Genomic DNA, 18,488 nt, shown 5'->3' on the forward strand with positions numbered 1-18,488 from the left:
CACCCGAAGGTGGCTTATTTCTGAAGAAAAATAGTTAGATGTTTGTTTCGCTAAATGGGTTTACAAAGTCAGCTTCAGCTTTGAAAAACGGACAATCGCTTGAAGTCGTTACTGATAAAGGAAGACCGTTATCTTCAACGTCATATAGCTTGGAATATTTATCAGAAACCTTTCCTGAAAAATTCTCGCGGCAAATAACATCTTCGCCACGTGTTACTGTCACTTTCGAACTCCCACCGATTAAAATGCCTTCATCGACTCGCTGTAGGCCTGAAATAGTGATTCTCAAGTATTTTTTCATTGTTGATCCTCCACATAAATTCCGGCTGAGATAATTGCTCCGCCTATCCGCCGGCGACCATAAAGGAGCGGTACCGGGTAGCCTTGCGCCGCGGTGTTTGTTACACCACCGAATGCGTATGATGCACGGTTATCTGCGCTTTGTTTACTGGCTAATCCGGTTGGCTGAGGAGATAGCATCTGGACAACACCACCCGCCATCATAGCTCCACCAGCCATCATTACATTTACACCCCAAGCCTGGGCAAAACCAAATGTAGCAATGGCACCTACTGCAACAATAACAGCACCCAATATTGTCTGAAGTACACCAGCCTTTTTGCTTCCGATGATAACCGGTACAATCCTGACCACTTCACCAGTTACCGGAAACCCTAGGTCATCAACTCCTATGTTTTTCTTTCCTTTAAAAATGGCAAAGGTTAGTCCGCGACGCTTGCTGTTTACCATATAACTTTCAAACCCGGAGATTGTTTTTGCGAGTGCAACACCTGCTTCAGAAACTTTACTGATAAGTCGCCAATGAGTTTTACCAAATATTTTCCCGGGTTCGCCGCCAAGTTCAATTCGAGTCATTACTTCAGACATATAAACCTCTTAAAAATAAAAAACCCCGCCTGAGCGAGGTTATACATAATTGCTGCATTCAAAATGCTGTAGGGTAGATACCAAAATCACCGTTGGTTCCGTAACCAACTCTAAACATCAATACCCCAGTTTCTGTCACCTTACCCGACTGTTCGCTCATGCCTCCGCCACACATACCTTTGGGCCAAGCGCTAAAGATATGATCTCCAATTTTGGGATAGACCGTTACCTTTTGAGCTGTGTCTAAGTCTGCGACCTCCTTGCCATCAACATAAACTCGGGTCATGCAGGCGCTGCCCATAAAACCAGAGTCGCGTTTGATTATTACCTTACCAGTCCCTTCTTTTTTAACTAGCAGTGTATTGTTGATAACCTGTTTTGCAGGAACATCCTGTGCTTGTTCATTTGTCACCGGCTTTGTTGCACAACCAGCAACCATTAAGATGGAGGTAAAAACTAAAATTCTTTTCATATCCCTATCCCCTTTGGTTTTGCAAAAGGTTAGCACAGAGATTTGTAACGTAGAATCTTCATCGTCCTTTCCTGCCAGTAGCCACCATACGGCACGCGCTGGCTCAGATGTCCGTACAGGTGGTGCAGCAGCATATTTCCCTCCAGCAGAATTCCCGCGTGATTCCACTTATCGGCCTGGACCTGCATGATCACCATATCGCCGGGTTTCGGTGGCCCGTCGAATTCACAGAATCCGCACTCATACCAGCAATCCTGATAGAAATTGTCCTGATAGTCGTTTTCCCACCAGGGATAATCCACCCGGTAATCGTGGAGCTCGATACCATGCGTTTGCCGGAAATAGCTCATTACCAGCCCCCAGCAGTCGAAGTGTCCAAGCACAAACGGACGCTCCAGCAGCGGCAGTTCTCCGCGCGGCTGGATGGTGCGTAAATCCCCCTCCGGCCAGCTCACAATATGCCAGGGTAAAAGCGTTGCGTCGCATTGCGCTTTATCCAGTTCGCTCGGTTGCGTTGTGGCGTCAGGGTGACTGTGAACGATGGCGATCACCGTTCCCCAGTCCTCAGCAACTGCGTAGTCTTCGGGGCAAAGGACAAAATTGTCCTCCGGCGCCGCGGCAAGATTTCGGCACGGGAAATAACGTTCAACGCGGCTTTTCTGCGCCACCACGCCGCAACACTCATGAGGATATTCAGCTGCAGCATGCGCCATAATCGCATCGATGGTTTTCTGACGCATATCAACTCCTGATCAAAGACGTGCCCGGGAAGCCACCAAACGAGAGTTCGTTATTTTCGCCGAATCGGAGTTTGCAGGCCGTCAGCGTGCCGTTGCATTCATCCAGCGACGGATCGCTTACCGGGTTGTTGTTTTTGTCGAAATAGCGGGTGCCGGCATAGTCACAGCCGTCGCCGGTACGATATTTATTCCGGATGCACCAGGTACACAGGGAATGAAGCTGTCGCGTCGGGATCATTTGCCCCTGCAGGTCCATCGGGCTGGACAGAACAAATTCAACGGTTTCACCGGCAAGCTCGCCAGTTTTCCCGTCGATATACCAGACCTGCAGCTTTTCCTGAGTCGGGTCTGCTGTGGGGTTGCCGTCTGCGAAATTCCTGGCATCGAGATATTTCTCTTTTGTGTCGTGAATAGTGACTTTCGCCTGCAGCAGATCGTCATACGCAAGGCACAGGGCAGAAATGGAGCTTTCGATGTTCGCAACCGTCAGTGATGGCGTTGCGTTGCTCCCACTGGTTGATTTCTCCAGACCTTCCAACTGATACGGCCAGGCGGCGTATTCATTTCCCTGCCACCAGATTGGTTTCGCCGGAAGCTTGGACTCATCCCCACCAGCGGCGATGATTTCCGCTTCTGTGTGGGGAATGTTGTAATTGTGAAAGCGGAGAACGTCCGTTAGCCCAAAGGAAGAACCGTCCACCTCAATCAGACGAACATCGTTTCCGGATTCCAGCTTCTGATAATCTGCGTTTAAGCTCATGGTTTAAAAGCCTGGATGAATGTTGCTTCAAGGTTGAATTTCCCCGCGCCGAGCCCGGTGGGTTTATACGTTTCGCAACGATACAAACCCAAAGGTTCGAGCGGTGGCTTCCACTGAAAGGCTTTCGTTCCTTCATGCCTGTCGAGAAAAGATTTAATCGCTGAAATGTAGGTTTCGTTGCCAGTAAAATTGAGCGTCCATTGCTGGGTTCTGGTATTCAATCCATCCCCTGAAACCTGCTCATATCCATCGCCAAACTGGGCTTTCCTGACGCGGAAACTTGTATCTGCCTCCGCGTTAATCCGTGGGCACCAGGTGAAAGTTTCAATGGCCATAATTATCGGGTTCCTTTCATTGCGTTCCAGATGTCGCCGCCGGGACGAATATCACGCATCACATTCTGCTTATATCGTCGATCAACAAATTCCCCGACTTCGGCACCAAATTGCTCAAGGCCTGGTGAGGTCTGAGTTTGAGTGTTGCCGTTGCCATCGATGGTGATATAAACCTGTGGCGCCGAAGATACAGACTGACCGCCACCACCTCCGACCGCACGAACGCCGAGAGAACCATCCGGCGCGCGGGTAAGCGGCATGATCGCCTCCGGCCCAGCCTCGCCCATGATTCCGGCCCCGCCTTTTGCGAAAGCGAACATGGTGGGGTTTCTGACGATCCCATTACTGAAAGCGCTCAGAGAGGGGGAGTCATAAACGCCGCCTTTGGCGTTAAACTGGAAGTTCGATCCGTAACTGGAAACCGCCGTACCGGTGCTGGCTGATGCTCCCGCCCCGCCCCCGAAGAAGCTGCCTACACTGCCGATGAGAGAGCCAAAGATGCCAGAACCGGAAGAGGCCCCACCCATCGCGCTAACCACCGCCATCTGCAGAGCCACTTTTTCGATAATCTGTAAAACAGAGATACCCCAGGATTTCCAGCTGACCTTATTGCCTTCGAGCATTGAGGTGACATTACTAAACGCGTTGTCGAGTGTGGTTTTCACCCCGTCAGAAACCGTGCCGGAAACATTGCTGATTTCATCAAACCAGTTTGCATAGCCGCGTGATACTCCGGACATCCAATCCGCTTCAGCTGCTGCAATAGCCTTGTATTTCTTATCCAGAGCATCGAGGGCTGCGGCGCGCTGCGCGATGGCCTCGGTACCGCCGTCCGTTTTAGCAAAAACACGGTCGATCTGTTGCGTCTCGTCGAAACGGCTACGCTGGCGATCGCTCATGCCTGCGGTTTCGGTTGTCAGCGTCGCCTCATCCCTGAACTTTCGGGCCGCTTCAGTTAAATCTTTCAGGGCATCAGCTTGTTCGCGCTGCTTGCGCACGTTCTCGTCGGCTTTTTGCGTCCATTTTGCCAGCTCTGCTGATGATGCCTGGATCGCCCTGCGCTGCTCGTCGGTCCATTTAGTGCCTGCCTGGTGCGATGCCGCGTAAAGCTCGGAGGCTTTTTCGCCTTCCGTCGCCCTGACGCGTTGCACGTCGATAGCCACACTCAGATCGGCCATTTTCCGGGAATACTGTTCGGCGGTGCTGGCCGCTTCGCGCTCGGCTTTACTCTGTGCTTTCGAGGCGGCGGTAGAGGTTTTTTTTGCCTCCGCAGCCGCTGCATCTTTTTTGGCTGCCTGATCCTTGTTGTAGATGTACTGGGTGTAAAGTGCTCCCGTCAGCTTCAGGTCTTCTGCTTCATACACGTGCTGCTGATGGAGTTTCTCTAAACCGCTTAGGCTGGCCAGCTCGTTATCTCGGCGCGAGCGCTCCAGTGCGGTTTGCTGTTGAGGCGTTGCGTTTGCCAGTGAAACGACGGGCCCGGCATATTGCGGCGGCTTGGCGCCAGCGGTCGCTGACATTGAGCGGTTAAGCAGGTCATACGCACCTTTCAGGATAGAGACGGCGCCAGCCTGTTCGATAGCCTTTTGCGTGGCCAGATCGCTGGCCTGGTTTACCAGCTTCTGCGTTTGCTCGACTTTTGAGGCTGCCTGTTCGCGCTGGTACTCCAGCTGGTTCAGCTTATCGGTCAGCTCGATATTTTTGGCCGTGATGTCGGCCTGGTCCATGAAAGTGTTAATCAGGGTCAGCGTCGGATGGCGGTTATAGTCCTGCTGGATTTGGTCAACCGCCTTAAGGCTATCTTTCACCTTCGCGATCTGAGAGTCGAGGTCGGCCAGGTCCTGTTTTTGCGCCTGTAAAGATGTACGGGCATCAGCCGCGGTCGAACGCAGGCCAAGCACCGACATCTGCTGGAGCTTGGTGTTGATCTCGTCGAGGTTGTTGGCAAAACCTACCGCCTCACGGTGCACCTGCTGGGTATGCTGATACAGGCCATACATCGCAGCGCCGGCACCGATAATCACTCCAGGCCAGCCACCGAGAATACCAAGAACGCCACTACCCAGGCGGGACATCACCGAGGCTGTATTGGTGAGGTTATTAACGGCCGAAGTCCTGCCAGCAAGCGCCGTATTCAGTGATGCCTGAGCAGCAGCAAGATTACGCTCAGCTACAATCTGAGCCTCAATACTCGTCGCCGCTGCACGCGCCTGTTGAGCGCGGTAAACAGCCTGGCGACCAGCAGCAACGCTAACCTGAGCTCCACGGACCTGAGCCTGCGCCAGCGCGACCTCGGCGGCCGTATTAGCGAGGACTGCCCGGGTTGACTGAGCAACGCTGCCGACCATGTTGCCAAAATAACGAGCGAGGCCAACACCAACCAGAAGACCGGCTGTATTTGCCACATCATCGATGTTATTCGCCAGACCATCCAGCACGCCAGAAAGCGTGGATGATGCGCCGACAGCATCATTCGCCCCGCCAACCCATGCGAGAAAGGCGTTTTGCACTTTCTGTGCAGATCCGCTGATGGATGCAGGAAGGGTGTCGAATTCTTTACGGAGGATCTCAACGTTGGTCAGCAGCGGGACGATCTTGTTGGTCGTCAGCTCGCCGTTGTTGGCCATATTTCGCAGGCCACCAACAGTGGTACCCAGCCCATCAGCCAGCAGTTTCGCCAGGCGGCCACCGTTCTCCATGATGGAGTTAAATTCTTCACCTCGCAAAACGCCTGAGCCAAGTGCCTGGCTAAGCTGGGTGATAACAGAACTTGCCTCTTCGGTACTGGCGCCAGACAGCTTCAGTGAGGTTGCTACGGTTTCCGTAACTTTTGCGACGTCAGCAGAAGCGTAACCGGCATCTCGCAGGGACTGCGCAATTCTGCTGTACAGGTTGCTGTTTGCCTCGAGGGATGTTCCGGTGCGCTGGCTAATCTCCATCAGCACGCGCTGGGATTGCACGTAATCCTCACTGGAAGAGGACGCAAGGCGAAGACGCCCATTCAACTGGTTCCACGTGTCGGCAAACTGAATCAGCTGATGCGTGGCAAATGCACCAGCCCACGCACCGGCAAGCCCGGCAGCAGAGGATCGCACGGTTGCAAGCTGAGAATTCAGGTCAGCCAAAGACCGCTGAGTTTCACGCGTGGCCGCTGCAGCTTTTTTCCCGCCCTGTTCCATAGTGCGGTAGTAATCGGTTCCCATGCGGGACGCTCTGGCGATCTCTGACTGGAAAGAAGAAGAGTTCGCCGAAATTTTGATGATTAGCTCGCGCAGCGTTGCCATATTTCACCCATAAAAAAGCCCGCAGCCGCGGGCATCAAAGACTGGACATCCATTCTTCAAGTTCAGAGACTTCAGCGCCTTCTTCCTGCTCACCCCATTTCAGCATCACGTCAGGAATGGTGAATTTCCCGCCCTGAGAGTTCAGCATTGCAACGGAGATCTGCGCCGCCTGAGCATCGGCGCGCCAGTCACCAATCGGACTGATGCGGTCGAACTCGATCCACATTTTGAGCTCGCTGGCGGTCATGGTCTGGCGCAGTTCGTGGAGAGTGCGCCCCAACCGGAGCGCCAGCGACATCAGGAAGAAGGTCAGCGGCTGCTTTACGGCTTTCCCGCTTCTTCTTGGCTCATGCCGAGGTTGAGGGCCTGAGCCAGCAGGCGGGAGTGCACAGGACCATAAATTTTAGATACCTGCTCCTGATCCTCATCGCTGAATACTCGCTCGCCGTTTTCATCAAGCAGAACGTCAATAAACAGAACCACATCAGCCTCTTTGTTACGCAGAAACTTTTCCGCCTCCGTCAGCGTCGGTGCCTCTTCGCCCTCGGCGAGCTGGGGATTAACGATCTCCCGGAATTTCACCCAGGCATCGCCAGAGGGTTCACGCAGCGTTACCTTTGCGCCATCCCATTCAGGGACCGTGATACCTTCTTTGGTGCGATAGGCTTTCGATGCTGTAAGCGCCACGTTGCGTAATGAATTCTGTGATGTTTTTTGCTGCATTTCATTTTTCTCTTGTTACATGATCGGAGGGATAAAAAAAGCGGCCGAAGCCGCTCAGGAACCAGACGCGTGGATGCGTTTAGGTTTGCCGCGTACACGCAGAGAATAGGTTGCGCCAACAACGGAAGAGGTTGCAGCAGACCATGAGCTCTGGCGTACCTCCACCAGTACGTAGAAACCGTTGCCAGACGGGAATACCACGCGCAGCGCGCGCAGTTCGTCATTTTCGTAAGCGGTCTGCAGTGCCTCCTGTGCTGCTTCATCGCCAACCCAGTTACGGGTAATGCTCATTTCAGCAGGCGCGGCAAGGCCATTGGTTTGCTCCTGTTCGGTTGAACAAAGCGTGGTGACGTCGATATCCCCTTTCTGGCCGCCGGTGAAGGTGATCTCCTTCGTTGCACAGGCCGCTTCCAGCCAGGTAATGCCAGCCCCCGGGAAAGTTGGTGAATTAAAATCATCAGCGGTTACGGGTGCGTCGGAGACGGCAAAGGTCATCCCCTTCGTGACTTCATACTTACTGGTCATGGTTTCTCCAGTTAAAAAAAGACCGCCGAAGCGGTCTGTTATGGTGGGTAAGGTTAAACGGTTACCTGAAATTCAAGTGTCGCCCGGTGATAGCGCAGATCAGGCTCATAGCCCGGCGTTTTCACAATGCTTTCCGGCTTCAGCACCTGCAGAGCATCAAGCGCCATATTCCTGATCGTGCGCGCTTCAGCGATGGTGCTGGAATAGACATCAACCTGCACAGAAACGGCAGATTCAGCCTGACCGCAAAGAACGTCTGCGGCCACGTCGGTAATAATTGAGAAAATTACCCAGGGCGGCGAGACTGAAGGCTTCCCGTCACTGCCGAGTGGGGCAACATAGGGATAGACCTGCCCTCCGGCCAGCGACTCAAGCAGAGGATAGAGATCGTCTTCCGTCATTTGCTTAATGCCTCGTCAATGGCCTGGTTCATGCGCCTGATCGCGACCTCCGTCGCCTGCTCCTGGCGTACATCGAACGCGGGACGAATGAAAGGGTGCGGCGGCATGTTAACGGTACCCATTTCGACGAATCGCCAGTAAAAGGCGTTTCTCGGGTTATTCGCCTTCATCGTGTTATCGCTGTTCCCGGTGCGCGGGTTAACACCACGAATGTGGACACCGGAAGAAATTTCCCCGCGGCGTCGGCTTTTTTGGGTCACCACCACCACGTTTTTTTTCAGTTTCCCGGTACGCACAGGAGCTCGGGCGATCACTTCTTCCTTAAGCACTTCGGCACCGGCTCGCGTGGCATCACGCAGAACCTTGTTGTTTTCAGCGCGGCTAAGCGCTTCCAGATCCTTTGCGATGTCATTCAGCCCGGAAAAATCAAGGCTCGTCTCAATCATTTTTCGGTACCCTGTTTGCAAAGAATTTCGAGCTGAATACCGCGAGAGTCAGGGATTGGCGGACCAATGATATTCAAAATGGCCCCCTTGAACGCGCCAGTCATAACCCTGAGTCTGGACGCAGCAGTTATATCGCTACGAAATCGTGTCCATACCCTGATAGTGGCGACTGCGGTTTCAGCACCAGCGGCTACCAACTCGCGCCCACTAATGCCCTTTACTTCTGCCCAGGTTTCTGCGCCGTCATGCCATGTTTCAACAGGCTGGCCAGAAGGATCTCTGGATGTTGTTATGTTCTGAACCAGCACCCTGTCTCTCAGTCTTCCGGCCTGCATAAAGTCCTCCTATACCCCGTAAATTCGGTATGGCTGCAGTAGAGCTTCTACGGCGAAAGGTACCGCTGATGTAATATTTCCGATGTTTACAGCCTCTCGGTTTGCATACCAGTGACCAATCAACAGTAGCATTGCCGCCTTAACATCATCATTCAGTAGAATCGGGTCCGGGTCGTCTGCGTAGCCAGGGGAGCTTTGATTTTCATAGAGCGTTCGCCTTGTCCATGTCTGGACGTAACGCGCCGCCGCACCTGTGTAAATCTCCAGCAGAGCATCATCACCCGTAAAGTCGGTATCAATGCGGCAATGCTGTTTCACCACATTCTGATCAAGCATTTGTTTGCCCCAAAAAAAGCGGCCCGAAGGCCGCAATATTTATCAGCTCCCCGCGCCGGTGCTGAATGAACCGTACACGAACGCCTCAGGGCGTTTCACAGCCAGCGCCAGACGTTCTTCGCAACGGATGGTGATCATGTTTTTCTCGAAGTCGTCGGCGTTCTCCGTGGAGATCACCACGTTCGCATCTTCGCGGTCGAAGATTTGCGCGCCAGCGTTGAATGCACCGGTCAGGAATTTACCCTGGAAGGCTGCCGCTTCCGTTGCAACAACCGGCAGACCCCACAGAGTAGGACCAGTCAGCGCTGCAGGGTTAGCCAGGATGTAACGGCCAAGACTGTCTTTTGTCAGCTCGATCCGCGCCCAATCAATGAAGTGAAGAACGTGACCGGATGCAGGGAAGCGCGCCAGCTGCGCCTGCAACATTGCCAGACGCAGATCATCAATCCCGCTCTGCTGTTCGACAGTGAACGCCGGATTAAAAGCGGATGCCTGAGGAACGATGCCATGCAGATGAACGCCGGTACCATCACCGAAAAGAATTTCCTGCTCTTCTGCATACTTCAGCCCGTAGCGCATTTCGGCATCAACGGTGGACTGCAACTGTGCGAAGTCATCCAGAATCTGCTTTGAGGCTTTGAACAAGTGGGCGATAGTGCTGACACCAGTGATTTTCGGCGTGAACTCAATTTCGCTGTATGGTTTCTGCGTATTTTCAGGAACCACTTTCGCGTTATTGGTAAAGCCTGTCTGCTGCACCCAGAAAATAGCTGAGGAGGATGTACGTCCTGGAGCAATCAGATCGCGAATGAACAGGCGCTGTTTCGGTGCCGTATCAATACCCGGCAGGCGCTGTGGCTCCACAACACCATCAGGCACATCCACCGAAGTCAGGGCGGCCTTAACCGGGATGCTGATGCGTTTACCGCCTTCCACGCTGGACGCAAAGGTTTTGAGGGCTTCAGCGGAAATCACCTGGTGGCCAACGGATTCGACAACCTGTTTCGCGTTTGCCAGCGGCATCTGGGCAACATGTTGCTCCAGTTCGCCCATAGCGGCCTTCAGCGTTTTTTCAGCTTCACGAAGCGCATTGAACTCAGAAGCCATTTTATCAACGGCAGCCTTTGTTTCTTCTGACAGCCTGCCTGACTTCTGCGCCTCTTTGAGTGCGTCTTCTGCTTTCGCGTTGAACTTGCCGGTTGCCTCTTCAATGCTGGCAGTGACTTTTTTCAGAATATCGTTTACTTCAGACATAAAGGGTCCTTATTTGACTAGCGCCGCCAGGGCGTTTTCAAGTGAATTGATGGTTTCAGGTTTGATGTCTTCGGCAGCGCCCGGCGTACCGTCGTTGGTGGTGACAGCGCCAGGCATGCCACCGGATAAGGCTTTAATGAGTTTTCTGCGCTCAGAGCGCGGGGTGTTGGTCTTGGCCAGCAATGCATCAAGTTTGCGAAGCGCGGCTGCAGGCGATTCGTCGCCGTCGCTGACCGCATCTGCAGAAAGCAAGCTGTCTGCCAGTCCCTTCGCCACAGCATCACTGCCACCGATATAGCTTTCCGCGTCCATCAGCTTCTGCACAGCGGCCATATCAAGGCCGGAGCGCGCCGCGTAGATGTCAGCCATAGCGGTATCGAAGGGTTCCAGTGACTGTGTCAGTTCTGCAAAATCATGACGGTTTCCCATCGCGTAGACCCAGCAGTTGTGGATCATCAGGAAGGCACCGCGGCCAATCTGAATATCATCCCCGGCCATCGCAATTATCGAGGCGGCGCTGGCGGCAATGCCCAGCACCTTCACCGTTACTCGGCCTTCGTATTCGCGGAGCAGGTTATAAATAGCCAGACCTTCGAACATGTCCCCGCCAGGTGAGTTGATATTCACCGTGACGTCGGTGCCGTTCATCGCCCGAAGCGCACCGGCAATACGTTTAGCTGTTACCCCTTCGCCCCAGTAGTCCTGCCCGATAACATCAAAAACAGAAATGCTGTTATCGTCGGTGGCAGCCGCTTTGATCCCGCCGTCCCAGCGGTCCAGTGCGGACGGTAATGTTTCACAGGTAACGCGCGCGCAGGGGCGACCCGCCGGTGCTACCGGAAGTTGTTTTTTGCTCATCAGGAAAGTGCTCCTAAGCGGCCTGTTTCAGCGGAGATTGTTCAAAGGAAATATCGGGGAATACTTGGTTATGCAGCTCTCGCAGGGCCAGTGCCTGAACAGCAGGGTTGCTGCTTTCGAGGTTTTTCAGTTGCGTCAGGTTGAGCTGAACGGTGTAAATATCGCCACCTTCAATTGGCGGCATGTTCTCAAGACGACGAACGTCATTACGGGACATCCAGCCATTTTGAAGCGCGCTGGTATAGTATGCCGCGCGACCTGCACTATCGGCTCGCAGTAGACCTTCAACAGAGAATTCTGCAAACACTTCGTCATCGCTGTCGAGTAAGCACCGGCCAATTTCCTGCTCAATATTCACCAGCAGCGGTCGAAGTGTATGAGTCAGAAACTGCAGGTTCATACCTTCCAGGCTTGATGCCCAGCTGCTTTGTTTCGTGGTATGACCGACCATGAAAGGAGGCACGCGAAACCAGCGACAAATTTCCTCAATACTGAAAGAACGGCTTTCCAGCATCTGGGCATCTTCAGGGTTCATGGTGACGCCCTGATACTTTAACCCGCCTTCAAGTACCATTATCTTTCCGGCATTTTTAGAGCCGGTAAATGCAGCCATGTAGCTGCGAAGCCTTTCACGTTGTTCATCACTGAGAGCATTTTCAGCGGAGAGAAAACCTGAACTCTGAAGCCCCTGTTCAAATATCTTTGCCGCAGATTCTTCAACAGCCATCGCGGCACCGATCACATCCCGGCCCGTTTTCATCGGCATCATGCCGCAAACGCCATCCAGACCGAATCCGCGAATGTGCATGATGTTTTTGACGGGAATGACGCGCTCGTTACCGTTTTCAGTGTATTTGTATTCCAGCGCTCCGGTAGTAAGACGTTTAACCACCATGTTCTGCGGCAGCAAAGGCACCAGCGAAACCAGGCGATTCGCGATGAATTTCTTCTCAATGAAGGCGTTCCCGCGCAGGCAAATACTGGCTACCACCATCAACATAAAGCGTGATGGAGTCATTTCTGAATTGGGACGACGACACAGTACAGAATAAGCCGGGTGGTCGGTTGCCGCTTTACGCGAACCGTCAGGCTGTCTAACGTATATTTTCAGCGGAAGGGTTGAAATAGACTCGCTTAACAGCCTTACGCATGCCCATACAGCCGATAGCTGGATGGCTTTATCGGCCGTGACCACCTTTCCGCTGCTGCTGGTGCCAAACCATTCCTCCCAGAACGTGCCGGTAGTCAGGCTGATAGGCACACCAAGCCAGTTAAGCAGAGCGCTTTTCACCCTGCCTGGCTGTTTGTTTTTTTTCATCAGAAACCTACCATGATGGGATTATTGAAGAATCCGGAGAGATCCTGCTGGTCGTTGCCACCGTTAACCAGAACGCGGCTCATTGCTGTGAACAATGCCGCCGGGCCATCAATCTTGGCCTCTGGTGTGGACTTGTTCGGGAAAATGTTCTCGTTCCGGTCAGGTTTGACGGTTACGTTGGACATCATCCAGTTCATTACCGGGTGATCGCTGTGATGGAAGCGGCCACCGTATACCAGTGCTTCGACCTCTTTCATCGCCTCAGAGAAATTGCGAACCGTCTGAGGTACTTCCACCAGTGGCAGCCCTTCTTCTGCCAGCGCAAGGCTGAACTGCGTCGCACTCCAAGGATCGAAGCCAATTTCTTTCAGACTCTCGCCAGCAACCCACACCTGCAGCTCTTCCTTAATCTGAGCATGGTCGATTACATCCCCGTCGGTAAGGATCAGCTTGTCCATCTCGGCCCACTTACGATAGAGCTCTGCCATCTGGCGTGAACATTTCTCAAGGCGCCCTTCCGGAAGCCAGAATTTAAAATCCGCATGAACGTGGCCACCTGGCGCGCGCCAGACTTTAGCGGCTGCACAGATATCAATTTTGTTTGAAAGGTCAACGCCCACCCAGGAGGGATAGGTTTTAAGTTCGTGCTGCGGGGCGATAAACTCGCATTTTTCCCATTTCATCATGTCCATCCAGGCAGACTCAGCGGTAACCCAGATATTCATGTGTTTGGTGAAAAAGTTAATCCTAGCCGAAACCTGCTCTTTCGCCTTTTTAGCCAGGCGGCGCAGGTCATCCCAGCGCTTACAGATACCCAGCCCCGGATTCGCCTTCTGCCAGACTTTTTCATCAAAGGGATCGTCACCTTCATCTAAGGTGTAGATGATTGCAAAAAACGTATCGTCTTTTACCAGTCCACGCAGCACCTTGATGGCGTAATCACGCAGTTCGTAGCAGATACCCTCTTTGTTGAAGCCCGCTGTGGTAATGCCGAAAAGCAACGACTGCAGGCGCGCGCCGGTTGCCGTCTCCAGAACGTCCCATACATCACGGGTTTTATGCGCATGCAGCTCGTCGACTATGGCGCAGTGGATGTTCAGGCCGTCGAGGTTGTTCGCATCTGATGATAATGGCTCGAATTTGGAGGCCGTCTGCTCCTGGTAGATGGCGAGTTTGTTGAATTCGAAGAGCCGCCCAAGAGTGGCTTTCGCCTTCTTGACCATATTCTTCGCATCTTCAAAAACAATTCTCGCCTGGTCACGGGTGGTAGCGGCGGAATAAACCTCCGCACCGCCCTCGCCGTCTGCCCCAGCCATATACAGCCCAACGCCAGAGCAAAGAGTTGATTTGGCATTTTTACGGGCCACCTCAACATCTGCAGTACGGAAGCGCCGAACCATCACCGGCCGACCGCTGCCGTCGTTACGCAGGACGGTTTCTCCCGTTTCTTCGTTAACCAGCGGGATAACAAAACCAAAAATATTAATCAGGATGAAAACATGCCAGTCCATCAGCTCAATAGGCTGGCCTGCCAGCGCGCCCTTTACGTGAGGCACAAACTTATAGAAATTCAGGATGTGCTGCGCGCGGGGCTCACTAAAAAAAATTCCGCGCTCTTCGCCGTGTGCCAGATCGTCAAGAAAACGCTGACAGGCAAGACGCACAAACTCACAGGCAATAATTTCCCCCGCCACCACCCTCTCGGCGTAGCGGATGCCTTCTGCAACCTTAGCCATTAATCCCTCGCTTTCATAAACTCGGCCAGCGGATCAACCGCATCAGGACCTTTTGCATTCACTTTAGAGCGGCTGGCTGGCGTCATGCCGAACTCACCGAGCATGGCGCGCAGACGTTTCCAGGCATCAGCTTTCATAATGGCGGCCGGGTGAGCCTTGATCATGCGAATCTCTCGCTCTTTGCCTTCGTCTGGCTCTTCGTCGCTATAAACGGCGTAGGTGTAGCCTTCTCTCTCCAGCGTATCGCAGTGATGCCGGTACTCGGTGTAAACCTCAACCAGAAGCTCAAGCGCTCTCGCGTCCAGCTGCGACATGACGCCAAGCGCATCGAGCTCTTCAGCCATACGCCTGAACCAGTATTTCCCCTGCTTGTCGAAATGCTTCGGCGTTGGGGGTACCCCTGGAGTTGGCTTTGGTTCGTTTTCATTAATCGGGCGTTTTGATGGGTTACCCCTCACCAAACGTAGATGGGTCGGGGTTTTCGGTGGTCCAGACATAATCGAAAACTCCTATTAATCATCGAGTGGGGGACCCCATAAAAAAGTTTTCTAACCTGCGGCGATGTGAAAAGAGGTTAGGCGGCGGTCCTTTGGCGCGTCATTCCTGAACTTTCAACCCGCCCTCCCCCTTGGTAGATTCAAATGAGAACCCTTGTCATTTAAATCTTTCAACCGCTGTCTTCGCCCTGTGGCAGGGCTTGCAGAGGCTTTCGAGGTTGGACAGGTCATCGGTACCCCCATTTGCTTTGGCGGTGATGTGGTCTATCGTCTCAGCGGGTGTATACCTTCCATTTCGCAGGCATTCCTGACAAAGGTGCTTATCCCTGTCGAGAACGATTGGGCGCAGCCTGTCCCACTTGCTGCCATAACCTCTCTGATGTCTGCTCTGTCCTCGCTGATGCTGCTGCCAGCCTTCATTAAGGTGTTTGGGACAAAAACCTGAGCGGTCGGTGGTTGTGCCAGGGCAGCCACGCTTGCGGCATGCCCTTGGTATTTGTGATGGCATTAACACTCCTTAAAAATTGAGTCATCGCCACGTTGAAAACGGTGAATCTTCCTGCAAAGTGTATTTGCCACACTTTTGTGGCTTATATCGTGGAGGTATTTATGGGTTTGAAACCTGGCCAGTCTAGTGGACGCGATGGCGGCGTATATCGTGAACGCGGTCCGCGTGGCGGCCAAACCGATAACTACACAACCATTCCTGATAACCATACTGCACCACCAACTTCTAAACCTGGTGCAACATGGGTACCAGTTAAACGGACTCCAGACAGCAAAAGATAAAACTAATTAAACCGGCCAATTGGCCGGTTTTTCAGGCTATTCGCCACGCTCGGCGGCGTTCTATTCGTTGCGCTGAATCAGGGTGACGCTCAACAGGCACACCATCAGCATGATCCACCAGCGAGTAACACGGATAAACTACTGCGCCGCCATAAGCATCACCAACGGCATAATCAGCAGGCTTGCTGCTGTCCCATCGAGAAAGGACTCGTTCAATATGCTGAGGGGGTACGCTATAACAAACGCCGTGTATCAGCCGCGGCAGTGTGATGTAGTCAGCCTGAGTCTTATCCGCAACAATCAGCCGTTCAGCTATCTGCATTTGATACTGAGGTGGGCGGCCAGTTCCCAAGTAAAAACTCACCAGGGATTCCGGAAAACTATTAAGCCATTCGCCAACCCGTTCAGTAAAATCTGAAACAGGCAGCGCATCGTCTTCCAGCACCACTACCCGGCAAGATTGCTCAGCAGCCCATTCGATAGCGCGACGATGATTCCAGTTCGCGCCGTGGTGACCGTCATCAATAAACAGCTTAGCTTCCAGCAGCGCGGCAAGACGTTGCGCATGACCTATGCGAGAGTGATGGCCAACCACAACATACTTCACTTGTGTTTCCACCATGCGGCCTCCTTACCGATCCCATCAGTTTTGAAAACGGTGTGCACATGAGGTCCCGTAATCACCTTTCCTGCGAATGAATGAGCGATAATACCGAACGCCAGCATGTCACCCACCGCAGCGCCAGACTGCTCCTTCTTCCAGAAGCGATAACTCTCGATCCGGTAGTAAAGACGGATGATGCCGTGAGCGAACGCCATTACATCAGCGCGGCTGCCACCCAGCAGACCAGCGTTAAGCATCACATTATTGCGGTGCGCTTCAATGAACTCCTGATAGATACGCTCAGGATGATTCTGCTTTGCCCACGTGTCGGCGTAGGTCTTCGGTTCAGAACCGACGTAAACATTCCCAGCCTGCATTTCATCCCATGGCGCGCGAAGCATTTCGACATCGGTACCATCGGTACACCAGACGAACCGGTATTCAGGATGATCGCGCAGGTGCTGCCAGATATGCAGCCAGCGCCGGAAGTAGACATTCATCTTCACGTCAGGAACGCGATACACCTCAACGTCTGCCGGTGCCGTCTGAAGTTCATCCACCAGCGCGATACGGCCACAGTTCCGAAGCGAGGAAGCCCACCTGGTCAGCATGTCAGGTGCGGCCGCCATTTTCATACCGCGCTGTGGGTCTGGCTGGCTGGTAAGCAACGTTGTGATTACCACGTCGCGCTGAGATCTATATTCGGCATAGCCTGTATATCCTGAATCCCGGCGCTGCCCGTAAATCACAGCGTTCTTTTTATCGAGCGCTTCACGTTCTGGCCTCGGAATGCTGCGCGCGCCTTCTTCGTACTCGTCCATTGAGTGAATCAGCTTTTCAGAGCCAACTACATCAGCGAACGCCCACGACGTTAAACCAGCGTTGTGAATGCGAAGCGCCAGATCAGGATGCTCATACATGCCCCGGCCATACACCTCATCGAACCCGCCAACCTTCTCAATGGCGCTGCGGTGGTAGTAAAGCATCACGCCGCGCTGCCCGGTGTAGGCAACATGCTTATCATCACGGTACAGTTCCGCCATGTCGTTCAGCTTATTGCGCCCTGCCAGATCCAGAAACTGGTAAGCGAGGTGCGGTTCAGGTGATTCGATGTAAGGGAGGTGCCAGTTGTCAACGATAGGCCAGGCGTCATCATCCCATAAAAACAGATGCTCGCACCCGGCATCCATCAGGGCTGACAAGCTGGCGTTCTTCGAAGCAACAATACCGAGTGATGTTTCATGGCGAAGCAGATGCACGCCGTGGGGAACTACAGATGCAGGTTTCGAACCATCATCCACAACCACCACCAGCGCACCAGCTGGCAGGTGCTTCATGTGCTGTTCGATAGCTCTTTTCAGAACGTCGGCGCGCTGGTGTGTCGTTATTGCAATGCCAATCTGCGATGCAATTTCGCAGGCAGGTGCGTACGGGACACCATCAATAGTGACCTGCATTTGATTTTCCTTTTAGGCGTGAGCCTGTCGCACGGCAAAGCCGCCGAAAGTTAACGGTTTGCCCAAGCTCACAGCTGAAAGACTTTCTTCGATGTGCGCGTGCGATGCGCATTAAAAAGCCCCGCAGGTGCGAGGCCGATTTATACCGTGTAGGGGATAATGGTTGCCTTATCCGCTTGTGGGGATAACCATTATCAAGCCCACCAGCAGGTGGGCTTTGTAATGGCTGCCACTACCCGGAGTGGCCACGCTCATGCCCTTGAGTTGCTGTCGCTTCATCGCCGCTTATAACCGGTGCGCGTATGGCGTTCGTGCTGCTTTACCGGAGCATGTTCCCTTATTTACCCTCACATCGGTCTGCTATACCTGCTCGCCATTACGCGACTCGGGGCAGCATCATGACTGCTGCATTGCCTTTAGGCTGCGGTCAACCCGTTTTACTGCTTCATTGTCTCTAGTCACCAATTCACTGTATATATCTAAGGAAATTCTTAATTCCCCACGCTTACGCTTGTTATTATCTGCCTGGCTGCCAGGCTACACATGACTCTGATGCGGAGAATGCCAACTCCGGGGAACATCAATAAAAAAGAGCAACGAAACTGAGACTTCTATAGCCCTCCCTGAGAGGGCTTTTTTTCCAAAAAAAAGCCAGCTCGGACAGAACTGGCTGGGTCTTGCAGTAAGTAGGTATTACTTCACACTCAGTTCGATGTTTAACCTATTCCTT

General features: G+C 53.2%; 23 protein-coding genes. 1 reads left to right on the top strand and 22 read right to left on the bottom strand.

Going from position 1 to position 18,488, the window contains the following annotated elements:
• Positions 1 to 34: 34 nt before the first annotated feature.
• The 20 genes from IM295_RS20915 to IM295_RS21010 all read right to left on the bottom strand — a co-directional run bounded on the left by IM295_RS20915 (position 35) and on the right by IM295_RS21010 (position 15,416).
• Positions 35 to 301, bottom strand: a complete 267-nt coding sequence (locus tag IM295_RS20915) for a hypothetical protein (RefSeq protein WP_193034355.1) — start codon at positions 299 to 301, stop codon at positions 35 to 37.
• A complete protein-coding gene (locus IM295_RS20920) occupies positions 298 to 888 on the bottom strand; it encodes a tail assembly protein (protein WP_047174733.1) in 591 nt (196 codons plus the stop codon). Before IM295_RS20920 ends, IM295_RS20915 begins: the two co-directional genes overlap by 4 nt.
• 58 nt (positions 889 to 946) lie before the next feature.
• Complete coding sequence (locus IM295_RS20925) at positions 947 to 1,360, bottom strand: hypothetical protein (RefSeq protein WP_193034354.1); 414 nt, start codon at positions 1,358 to 1,360, stop codon at positions 947 to 949.
• A 29-nt stretch (positions 1,361 to 1,389) separates the two neighbouring features.
• Entirely contained in the window at positions 1,390 to 2,100 is a 711-nt protein-coding gene (locus tag IM295_RS20930) for a C40 family peptidase (protein WP_193034353.1), read from the bottom strand.
• Position 2,101: 1 nt separating this feature from the next.
• On the bottom strand, positions 2,102 to 2,860 hold the full coding sequence (locus IM295_RS20935; protein ID WP_047345256.1) for a phage minor tail protein L: 759 nt from the start codon (positions 2,858 to 2,860) through the stop codon (positions 2,102 to 2,104).
• Complete coding sequence (locus tag IM295_RS20940; RefSeq protein ID WP_000963855.1) at positions 2,857 to 3,195, bottom strand: phage tail protein; 339 nt, start codon at positions 3,193 to 3,195, stop codon at positions 2,857 to 2,859. The genes IM295_RS20935 and IM295_RS20940 overlap by 4 nt, the downstream gene beginning before the upstream one ends.
• Positions 3,196 to 3,197: 2 nt before the next feature.
• Positions 3,198 to 6,479: a phage tail tape measure protein gene (locus tag IM295_RS20945; protein WP_193034352.1), complete on the bottom strand. Its 3,282-nt coding sequence runs from the start codon at positions 6,477 to 6,479 to the stop codon at positions 3,198 to 3,200.
• 34 nt (positions 6,480 to 6,513) lie between these two features.
• Positions 6,514 to 6,777 carry a DUF4035 domain-containing protein gene (locus IM295_RS20950; protein WP_000050396.1) on the bottom strand — a complete coding sequence of 88 codons (264 nt, stop codon included), beginning with the start codon at positions 6,775 to 6,777 and terminating at the stop codon, positions 6,514 to 6,516.
• 23 nt (positions 6,778 to 6,800) lie between these two features.
• On the bottom strand, positions 6,801 to 7,202 hold the full coding sequence (locus IM295_RS20955; RefSeq protein ID WP_059290925.1) for a phage tail assembly chaperone: 402 nt from the start codon (positions 7,200 to 7,202) through the stop codon (positions 6,801 to 6,803).
• 54 nt (positions 7,203 to 7,256) lie between these two features.
• Positions 7,257 to 7,727 carry a phage tail tube protein gene (locus IM295_RS20960; RefSeq protein ID WP_193034351.1) on the bottom strand — a complete coding sequence of 157 codons (471 nt, stop codon included), beginning with the start codon at positions 7,725 to 7,727 and terminating at the stop codon, positions 7,257 to 7,259.
• Positions 7,728 to 7,780: 53 nt separating this feature from the next.
• Positions 7,781 to 8,128, bottom strand: a complete 348-nt coding sequence (locus IM295_RS20965; RefSeq protein WP_046887301.1) for a DUF3168 domain-containing protein — start codon at positions 8,126 to 8,128, stop codon at positions 7,781 to 7,783.
• Entirely contained in the window at positions 8,125 to 8,574 is a 450-nt protein-coding gene (locus IM295_RS20970; RefSeq protein WP_016063565.1) for an HK97-gp10 family putative phage morphogenesis protein, read from the bottom strand. The genes IM295_RS20965 and IM295_RS20970 overlap by 4 nt, the downstream gene beginning before the upstream one ends.
• A complete protein-coding gene (locus IM295_RS20975) occupies positions 8,571 to 8,909 on the bottom strand; it encodes a phage head closure protein (protein WP_100170059.1) in 339 nt (112 codons plus the stop codon). The genes IM295_RS20970 and IM295_RS20975 overlap by 4 nt, the downstream gene beginning before the upstream one ends.
• A 9-nt stretch (positions 8,910 to 8,918) precedes the next feature.
• Positions 8,919 to 9,245: a head-tail connector protein gene (locus IM295_RS20980; RefSeq protein ID WP_046091696.1), complete on the bottom strand. Its 327-nt coding sequence runs from the start codon at positions 9,243 to 9,245 to the stop codon at positions 8,919 to 8,921.
• 42 nt (positions 9,246 to 9,287) lie between these two features.
• Positions 9,288 to 10,499: a phage major capsid protein gene (locus IM295_RS20985; RefSeq protein ID WP_045326826.1), complete on the bottom strand. Its 1,212-nt coding sequence runs from the start codon at positions 10,497 to 10,499 to the stop codon at positions 9,288 to 9,290.
• Between the two features lie 9 nt (positions 10,500 to 10,508).
• Entirely contained in the window at positions 10,509 to 11,357 is an 849-nt protein-coding gene (locus tag IM295_RS20990; RefSeq protein WP_193034350.1) for a head maturation protease, ClpP-related, read from the bottom strand.
• Positions 11,358 to 11,370: 13 nt separating this feature from the next.
• Positions 11,371 to 12,675: a phage portal protein gene (locus tag IM295_RS20995; protein ID WP_193034349.1), complete on the bottom strand. Its 1,305-nt coding sequence runs from the start codon at positions 12,673 to 12,675 to the stop codon at positions 11,371 to 11,373.
• A complete protein-coding gene (locus IM295_RS21000; RefSeq protein WP_193034348.1) occupies positions 12,675 to 14,411 on the bottom strand; it encodes a terminase large subunit in 1,737 nt (578 codons plus the stop codon). The genes IM295_RS20995 and IM295_RS21000 overlap by 1 nt, the downstream gene beginning before the upstream one ends.
• Entirely contained in the window at positions 14,411 to 14,908 is a 498-nt protein-coding gene (locus IM295_RS21005; protein ID WP_080327451.1) for a phage terminase small subunit P27 family, read from the bottom strand. Before IM295_RS21005 ends, IM295_RS21000 begins: the two co-directional genes overlap by 1 nt.
• 157 nt (positions 14,909 to 15,065) lie before the next feature.
• Positions 15,066 to 15,416, bottom strand: a complete 351-nt coding sequence (locus tag IM295_RS21010; protein ID WP_126349045.1) for an HNH endonuclease — start codon at positions 15,414 to 15,416, stop codon at positions 15,066 to 15,068.
• Between the two features lie 101 nt (positions 15,417 to 15,517).
• Between IM295_RS21010 and IM295_RS23155 the strand changes: the two genes are divergently transcribed.
• A complete protein-coding gene (locus IM295_RS23155; RefSeq protein ID WP_072031907.1) occupies positions 15,518 to 15,697 on the top strand; it encodes a hypothetical protein in 180 nt (59 codons plus the stop codon).
• Between the two features lie 31 nt (positions 15,698 to 15,728).
• Here the strand turns inward: IM295_RS23155 and IM295_RS21015 are convergent, their stop codons facing one another.
• Together IM295_RS21015 and IM295_RS21020 are read right to left on the bottom strand one after the other, a co-directional pair.
• Positions 15,729 to 16,319, bottom strand: coding sequence for a hypothetical protein (locus tag IM295_RS21015; RefSeq protein WP_126349046.1), 591 nt, complete (start codon positions 16,317 to 16,319; stop codon positions 15,729 to 15,731).
• A complete protein-coding gene (locus tag IM295_RS21020; RefSeq protein WP_126349047.1) occupies positions 16,301 to 17,758 on the bottom strand; it encodes a glycosyltransferase family 2 protein in 1,458 nt (485 codons plus the stop codon). Before IM295_RS21020 ends, IM295_RS21015 begins: the two co-directional genes overlap by 19 nt.
• Between the last annotated feature and the right edge of the window lie 730 nt (positions 17,759 to 18,488).

This window comes from Enterobacter cloacae complex sp. P14RS (assembly GCF_014895895.1).
GTDB classification, from domain to species: Bacteria; Pseudomonadota; Gammaproteobacteria; order Enterobacterales; family Enterobacteriaceae; genus Enterobacter; species Enterobacter bugandensis.